This window comes from Burkholderia singularis (assembly GCF_900176645.1).
In the GTDB taxonomy this organism is placed as follows: domain Bacteria; phylum Pseudomonadota; class Gammaproteobacteria; order Burkholderiales; family Burkholderiaceae; genus Burkholderia; species Burkholderia singularis.
In genome coordinates, this window is the sequence record NZ_FXAN01000129.1 from 1 (window position 1) to 7,176 (window position 7,176).

A 7,176-nucleotide genomic window follows, 5' to 3' on the forward strand; every position below is an offset into this window, starting at 1 on the left:
GCGCCGGCCGGCCTGGCGCGCCGCCGGCCGGCGCGAGCGTCGCGGCCGCGGCGATCTTCTGAAAATGCTGTTGCGCCTGCGCGCCGAGTTCCGCACGCAACTGCGCGAGATTGCGGCCCATCGCGAGTTGCCGGCCATGCTCGTCGATCACCTTGAAATTCATGAACAGATGCGCGGGCAGCGTCTCGAGCTTGAAATCGGAGGTCTTTGCCGCGATCTGCATTTGCTCGCGGATATCGGCGATCAGCGCATCGACGAGACCGCCCACGGGCGCAGCGGCCGTGCTTGAGCCAGCGCCTGGCGCGGCCATGCCGAAACGCGCCGCGCCGTGCCGCTCGACGAAGCCCGCCGCATATTCGGGCAGCGGCACGCAGTGCCGGCGCAGCTTCTGCGGCAGCGACTTGAGCAGCAACTGCACCTTCTCCTTCAGCATCCCCGGCACGAGCCACTCGACGCGCCGCGCATCGATCTGGTTCAGCGCGAACAACGGCACCGCAAGCGTCACGCCGTCGCGCGGCGCGCCGGGCTCGAAATGGTACGAAAGCGCCATCTCGACGCCCGCCATCGCCGTCTTCTTCGGGAACAGATCGGTCGTGACGCCCGCGGCCTCGTGGCGCATCAGATCATCGCGCGACAGATACAGCAGGCGCAGTTTGTCTTCCGGCTGGCCGCTCTTTTTCACCTCGTCGCGATACCAGCGCTCGAACGCCGCGCCCGTGTGGATGCCTGCCGGAATCGTCTGATCGTAGAACGCGTAGATCAGCTCGTCGTCAACGAGCACGTCCTGTCGGCGCGACTTGTGCTCGAGTTGCTCGATGTCGGCCAGCAGCTTGCGATTGTGCGCGAAGAACGCAAGTCTCGTGTCGAACTCGCCGTCGACGAGCGCGCCGCGAATGAACAACTCCCGCGCGCGCGCCGGGTCCTGACGGCCGAACGCGACACGCCGCCGATGGTAGACCGGCAGCCCGTACAGCGTCGCGCGCTCGAACGCGCTCACCTGCGCAGGCCGCTTCTCCCAGTGCGGCTCCGACAGCGACTTTCTCAATAGATGCGCGCCGACCTTTTCGATCCATTCAGGCTCGATTTTGGCGATGCACCGCGCGTACAACCGGCTCGTCTCGACCAGCTCGGCCGCCATCACCCAGCGCCCCGCCTTCTTCACGAACGCCGAGCCCGGCCACAAATGGAACTTGATCCCGCGCGCGCCGAGGTAATGCGGCTCGTCGTCGGCTTTCAGGCCGAGATTGCCGAGCAGGCCCGTCAGGAGCGCGAGATGGATCTGCTCGAACGTCGCGTCGGCTTCGTTCAGCCGCCAGCCGTGCTCGCGCACGACGGTAAGCAATTGCGAATGGACGTCGCGCCACTCGCGAAGCCGCAGATGCGACAAGAAATTCGCACGGCACGCGTCGGCGAGCTGACGGTTCGATTTCTTGTGCGCGAGCGCGTCGTCGAACCATGTCCAGATCTTCAGCCACTGAAGGAACTCGGAGCGCTCGTCGGCAAAGCGCCGGTGCGCCTGGTCGGCCTGCTCCTGCGCGTCGATCGGCCGGTCGCGCGGGTCCTGCACCGACAGCGCGCTCGCGATCACGAGCACCTCGCGCAGCGCGTGCTGGTCGCGCGCGCCGAGAATCATGCGGCCGACGCGCGGATCGAGCGGCAGCCGCGCCAGTTCGCGGCCGAGCGGCGTCAGCGCGTTGTCGTCGTCGACCGCGCCCAGCTCGTTGAGCAGTTGATAGCCGTCGGCGATCGCGCGGCCGGGCGGCGGCTCGAGAAACGGAAACGATTCGATCTCCGACAAATGCAGCGACTTCATCCGCAGAATCACCGCCGCGAGCGACGAGCGCAGGATCTCCGGATCGGTGAAGCGCGGCCGCGCCTGATAATCGCTTTCTTCATACAGACGGATGCAGATGCCGTCCGCGACGCGGCCGCAACGGCCCGCGCGCTGGTTCGCGGCCGCCTGCGAGATCGCCTCGACCTGCAACTGCTCGACCTTGTTGCGGTACGAGTAGCGTTTCACGCGCGCGAGGCCCGCATCGACGACATAGCGGATCCCCGGCACCGTCAGCGACGTCTCGGCGACGTTCGTCGCCAGCACGATCCGGCGCGCGTTCGACGGCTTGAACACGCGCTCCTGCTCGGCCGCGGACAGCCGCGCGAAGAGCGGCAGAATCTCGGTGTGCGGCGGATGGTGCTTGCGCAGCGCCTCGGCCGCGTCGCGAATCTCGCGCTCGCCGGGCAGGAACACGAGCACGTCGCCCAGGCCTTCACGGCACAGCTCGTCCACCGCGTCGACGATGCCGTCCATCAGGTCGCGCTCGGCGCCGCGCGCGCTCTTCGCGCGGTCGCGGCCGCCGCCGGTTGCGCTCGCCGGGCCTGTCGCCGAGGTGCCCAGGGCGCCTTGCGTGTGCCGCGTCGCGGCCGGCCGGTCGTCGGCGATCGGCCGATAGCGGATCTCGACCGGATACAGGCGCCCGCTCACCTCGATCACCGGCGCGTTCGCGCCGTCGTGGCCGAAATGGTGCGCGAAGCGCTCCGCGTCGATCGTCGCCGATGTGACGATCAGCTTCAGATCCGGCCGCCTCGGCAGGATCTGCTTCAGATAGCCGAGCAGGAAATCGATGTTCAGGCTGCGCTCGTGCGCCTCGTCGATGATCAGCGTGTCATACGCGCTGAGCAGCGGATCGGTCTGCGTCTCGGCGAGCAGAATGCCGTCCGTCATCAGCTTGACCGAGGCGCCAGGCGCAAGGTTGTCGGTAAAGCGCACCTTGTAGCCGACCACCTCGCCGAACGGCGTGCCAAGCTCGTCGGCAATCCGCCGGCCGGTGGACGACGCCGCGAGCCGCCGCGGCTGCGTGTGGCCGATCAGGCCCGTGCCGCCCGCGCCCAGCCCGCGCCCGAGCGACAGGCAGATCTTCGGAAGCTGCGTGGTCTTGCCCGAGCCGGTTTCGCCGCAAACGATCACGACCTGGTGCGCGGCGATCGCGCGCGCAATCTCGTCGCGCTTGCCCGACACGGGCAGACTTTCGGCAAACGTGATCGGCGGAACGGGATTCGGCGCAACCGGCCTGCGCTCGGCGCGGGCGCGAACGCACGGCGCGCGGGTAGCCGCTTCACCGCGCGCGGCGCCGGCTGACGACGCGGCCGATGACGGTACGCTATCGCGCGGCACGGCGGCTTGCGGCGCGCCGCCGTGAGAAGCGGCGGCTTGCGGGGCTTCGCCGCGCGATACGCCGGCCTGCGCCGGGCGTCCCGCCTGCTGTTGCGCGCGCGGCGCGCGCGCATCGTTTTCAGGCTGCGGCCCGTGCGGCGCGTCGGCACGATTTCGCACGGGACTTTTAGGTACATTCGACATGGGGGCGCATTATAATCCCGCCCATGAATTCCCAATCCGACCTTCCCGCCGCCCAGCCGGACGCCGCGCCCCCGTATTCCGCCGACCAAGCCGCGCATCACGCGCAGTTCGTCGACTGGATGCGCTCGGTCGCGCCGTACATCCATAAGTTCCGGAACAGTACATTTGTCGTCGGCTTCGGCGGCGAGGTCGTGCATCGCGGATTGCTGAGCGCGCTCGTCTCCGACATCGCGCTGCTACAGGCGATGGGCATTCAAATCGTGCTCGTGCATGGGTCGCGCCCGCAAGTCGAGGAGCAGCTCAGCCTGCACGGTGTCGAATCGTCTTTCTCGCACGGACTGCGGATCACCGACGCGCGCGCGCTCGAATCGGCGAAGGAAGCCGCGGGCGAAGTGCGGCTCGATATCGAAGCGGCGATCAGCCAGGGTTTGCCGAACACGCCGATGGCGCACGCGCACATCAGCGTCGTGTCGGGCAACTTCGTCACCGCGCGGCCGGTGGGCGTGCTCGACGGCGTCGATTTCGCACATACGGGTGTCGTGCGCAAAATCGACGCCGAATCGATTCGCCACTCGCTCGCGAGCCGTAAGCTCGTGCTGCTGTCGCCGCTCGGCTTCTCGCCGACGGGCGAAGCATTCAATCTGTCGATGGAGGATGTCGCATCGGCCGCCGCGATCGCGCTGCGCGCCGACAAAATCATCTTCCTGACCGATTCGCCCGGCATCGTCGATGACGCGGGCGAGCTCGTGCGCGAAATGTCGCTCGACGCCGCCGCCGAGCTGCTCGATTCGGGCGACCTGCAAGGCGACGACGCGTTCTACCTGAAGCACGCGATCCGCGCATGCCGAGGCGGCGTCGCGCGTGCGCACCTGATTCCGCAGTCGCTCGACGGCAGCGTGCTGCTCGAGCTGTTCCTGCACGACGGCGTCGGCACGATGATCTCCTACGAGAATCTCGAAAGCCTGCGCGAGGCGACACCAGACGACGTCGGCGGCATCCTCGCGCTGATCGAGCCGCTCGAGGCAGACGGCACGCTGGTGCGGCGCGGCCGCCACCAGATCGAGCGCGATATCGATCATTTCTCGGTGATCGAGCACGACGGTGTGCTGTTCGGCTGCGCGGCGCTCTATCCGTATCCGAGCGAGAAAATCGGCGAGATGGCGTGCCTGACCGTCGCGCCGGAAGCACAAGGCTCGGGCGACGGCGAACGGCTCCTGAAGCGCATCGAGCAGCGCGCCCGCGCGCGCGGTTTGACGCGCATCTTCGTGCTGACGACGCGCACCGAGCACTGGTTCCTCAAGCGCGGCTTCGTCAAGGCAACCGTCGACGATCTCCCCGAGGATCGCCGCAAACTCTACAACTGGCAACGCAAATCGCTCGTGCTGATGAAGCAGCTTTGAGCGGCATGCCCTTCCCCCGATATCGATGACAGGAGATGTACACGATGGCCCGTATGATTCATTGCGCGAAGCTCGGCAAGGAAGCCGAGGGGCTCGATTTTCCACCGCTGCCCGGCGAACTCGGCAAGCGTCTTTACGAAAGCGTGTCGAAGGAGGCATGGCAGGGCTGGCTCAAGCAACAGACCATGCTCATCAACGAAAACCGCCTGAACATGGCTGATCCGCGTGCGCGCCAATATCTGATGAAGCAGACCGAGAAGTATTTCTTCGGCGAAGGTGCGGATCAGGCGTCGGGATACGTGCCGCCGGCGCAAGGTTGACACCGCGCGCCTGCCCGCCGGCGCGGCAGGTGCGCAAGAAAGCGATACCGCGCGTTGTCCGGGGCGCTGCGTTGTCCTGCCGGGTTGAAGCGCACGCGACTCGCACGCATACCGCCTCGACGCGACTGCGATGCCGACCGGCACCCGTCCCGCCGGCCCACGACGCCACGCGCCCCCTCGTCATCCGATCATCGCGCTGAGCCACGAAATGGCCGCTGAGGGCCGCCGACGCGCAGGCCGATAAAAATTTTGCAGAAAATGCTTTACGAGCATCGAAAGCTCTGACATAATTCAAAGTTCTTTGGGCGGTTAGCTCAGCGGTAGAGCACTGCCTTCACACGGCAGGGGTCACTGGTTCGATCCCAGTACCGCCCACCAAAGAATTCCCGAAGCGCACCTATCGAGCGCATCGCAGGCTGGATCGCGACAAAGAAGCCCCGCATACGCGGGGCTTCTTCTTTCCATCTCTGCCCGGAAAAAAAGCAGAGCAGCGGGCACAATCCGCCCCGCCGGCCGAGTAGCCATCATGTCGTCATATCGATCGCTCAATGCCAGACGATTGTGCGACATACCGCGCCCGCCCGACGCTCCAACCATCACGCCCATTGCTCATTCCATATCGGGCTGCCGATCAATCAACCCTATCCATTTCAAGCCCGCAGCTAGTTTTCTATAAAAGCCCATACCGGCATCGACTCTCCGTAGCCTGAAAAACGGAACTCCATATTTACCGAGATATGACGTTCGTCAACCGACCGAATGCGGCCATCTCTCAAACCCGAGCTTCAGTCTGCAGCAATGCCGTGTCCGCACCGCGCTTCACCTTCGCATCGGCCACACCGCATTCACGGCTGCCAATAGTTTTGGTAATTCTTTTTGACGGAACGTTCTCCCTTTACCGTGGCCATGCCACCCCTCCTCATGTATTCGGAGGCAACGCTGGCTGAAAAACCCCGCTCCATTGCAACGCTTCGACCTGATCTTCCACTTCGCGTCTCGATCTGCAGGATCGGCACCATGTCAGCCACCTTTTCGCGCAAGCCGAAATGAATCTCCTTCTTCGCATCCGAATGCGCCTTATCCACTAAATCTCTCAACGCGCCCGTCAAGTCCGACGCTGCTCCGGGCGTCGCTTGACCGGGCGAGGCAATAGCGCAGGGGGACGGGCTGCCATCCGGTTGAATCTGATAGTCATTGGAAAAACTGGATGATCCGATTGAATTCATGAACACCTTATGTCTGTCTTCAGGTTGGTCGATATCACATTACCGCCGATGACCAGCGGCATCGCTATTAGATGGGCAGCGTGAGAGATAGGAGATCGAATTAGCGCAAAGGGCTCTATGAGAGCGCAAACATGCCACGCCCAACCAAACTCCGGCAGCAAAGCTCGATGTTCGAAGGACGAGCCAGCTCCCCATAGCGGTCAATGCTCCCGTGATAGCTAGCCATGACGCGAACGTTTGGCAAAGCAATCAGAAAAATAGGCGAGCCGGCCATCGACGACAGATCATGAAAAATCATCAAACCGCTTTACTGCCAGCCAGCCTCACCACGGGTGCCAGAAAAACGATAAAAACGAACATAATTGGAAATCCGCAGTCATTTTAATTTTTCATGCCACGCCACCCCATCATTCATGGAACGCTCAATACTGCCTCCAATATATACAACAGGCAACATTCCACTATTTTCCCTAGCATCACATTTGAATCATATAATGAGCATCGATAAAAATTTGCAGATCCATATTCGAAAATTTTTTTAAAGCAAGAAACTTATCCAATCTCTTCATTCGCACTATTTATTACTCAATACCCATTCGGCCTAAATCTTGCCGAACCGGCGTCACGATGCCCCAGCAATCGAATCGGCAACACACCTATTCCGGATATTCGACCCGAATCCGAACGTCTCGGGATACCGGTCGAACATCCGCGGCCTGTCTATGCATCGCTCACCGGCGGCGAGCGCAAATCCGGCAAGTTCACGCCATGCCCATCTGTCTTGCCGTCGCATCGATCGCGCGCTTCGCCTTCTCGACGAGTTCGTCGATTTCGGGCTTGGAGATGACGAGCGGCGGCGACAGCAGCATCCGGTC

4 protein-coding genes and 1 tRNA gene are annotated in these 7,176 nt (G+C 63.6%); 3 read left to right on the plus strand and 2 right to left on the minus strand.

The window, feature by feature from the left end:
* A partial coding sequence (hrpA, locus tag BSIN_RS24715) for an ATP-dependent RNA helicase HrpA (protein ID WP_143757555.1) occupies positions 1 to 3,355 on the minus strand: 3,355 nt, incomplete at its 3' end.
* Positions 3,356 to 3,378: 23 nt separating this feature from the next.
* On the opposite strand from hrpA, the gene argA reads away from it, so the two are divergent.
* From argA to BSIN_RS24730, 3 genes are all read left to right on the plus strand, one after another.
* Positions 3,379 to 4,755 carry an amino-acid N-acetyltransferase gene (gene argA / locus BSIN_RS24720; protein ID WP_089342368.1) on the plus strand — a complete coding sequence of 459 codons (1,377 nt, stop codon included), beginning with the start codon at positions 3,379 to 3,381 and terminating at the stop codon, positions 4,753 to 4,755.
* 44 nt (positions 4,756 to 4,799) lie between these two features.
* Positions 4,800 to 5,075, plus strand: coding sequence for an oxidative damage protection protein (locus BSIN_RS24725; RefSeq protein ID WP_089342370.1), 276 nt, complete (start codon positions 4,800 to 4,802; stop codon positions 5,073 to 5,075).
* Between the two features lie 303 nt (positions 5,076 to 5,378).
* Positions 5,379 to 5,453, plus strand: a tRNA-Val gene (locus BSIN_RS24730).
* Positions 5,454 to 5,920: 467 nt separating this feature from the next.
* On the opposite strand, the gene BSIN_RS25740 is transcribed toward BSIN_RS24730, so the two are convergent.
* Positions 5,921 to 6,301, minus strand: coding sequence for a hypothetical protein (locus tag BSIN_RS25740; RefSeq protein WP_143757556.1), 381 nt, complete (start codon positions 6,299 to 6,301; stop codon positions 5,921 to 5,923).
* Positions 6,302 to 7,176 lie beyond the last annotated feature (875 nt).